Source organism: Paraburkholderia sp. BR14320 (assembly GCF_040948665.1).
Lineage (GTDB): Bacteria > Pseudomonadota > Gammaproteobacteria > Burkholderiales > Burkholderiaceae > Paraburkholderia > Paraburkholderia youngii.
This window is the reverse complement of the sequence record NZ_JBFPKG010000231.1, coordinates 1-693: the sequence shown is the minus strand read 5'-3', so window position 1 is coordinate 693 and position 693 is coordinate 1. Positions and strand designations below refer to the sequence as shown.

The 693-nt window shown below is 57.3% G+C and carries 1 protein-coding gene; it reads left to right on the top strand.

Annotation, left to right across the window (positions count from 1 at the left end; genetic code table 11):
• Positions 1-184: 184 nt before the first annotated feature.
• Positions 185-693: IS6 family transposase (locus AB3X89_RS40070; protein WP_368588037.1), on the top strand; the 509-nt coding region annotated here is incomplete at its 3' end.

The following is a 693-nucleotide window of genomic DNA, read 5'->3' as shown; positions in this document are numbered from 1 at the left end:
CGCATGCCCCAGTTGAACAGGCGGTAGAACGTGAAAATCAGTTCGAGGTACGCATCGCTGTAAGTCTGGGACTGGCCCGACACGCCCTGCTGGTAGGGCGTGTCGTTGATGAACAGCGCCTTCAGGTGGTTCTGTTGCAGTAAGGCCCACGTTAAAATTGGGTAGCGAATTTTTGAGCTGTGCGATGAAGAAGACGAAGACACCGCGAACCACACTCGCGCCGGGCCTGGCCAGGGTCCTGAAGCGCCTTCACTACCCGCTTGAAGTGATTTTGCTGTGCGTGCGATGGTACGTGGCCTATTCGCTGAGTTTGCGCAATCTTGCGGAAATGATGGCGAGCGTGGTATCGCGGTGGATCATTCGACGGTGTACCGCAGGGTCATCAAGCTGCTGCCGCTCTTCGAAAGGCGACAAGCGTCCGGTTGGGAAAAGTTGGCGAATGGACGAGAGCTATATCAAGATCAAAGGCGAGTGGAAATATCTTTACCGGGCAGTGGACAAGGCGGGCGACACGGTCGAATTCCTGCTCAGGGCCCGGCGGGACAAGGTCGCTGCCCGGCGGTTCCTTGAAAAGGCGATCGCCCATAATGGTACGCCAGAGACCGTGACCATCGACAAAAGCGGCTCCAATCTGGCCGCACTGGATGCGGTGAATGCCGATCGCGAGACGCCGATCAAGGTCCGTCAGATCAA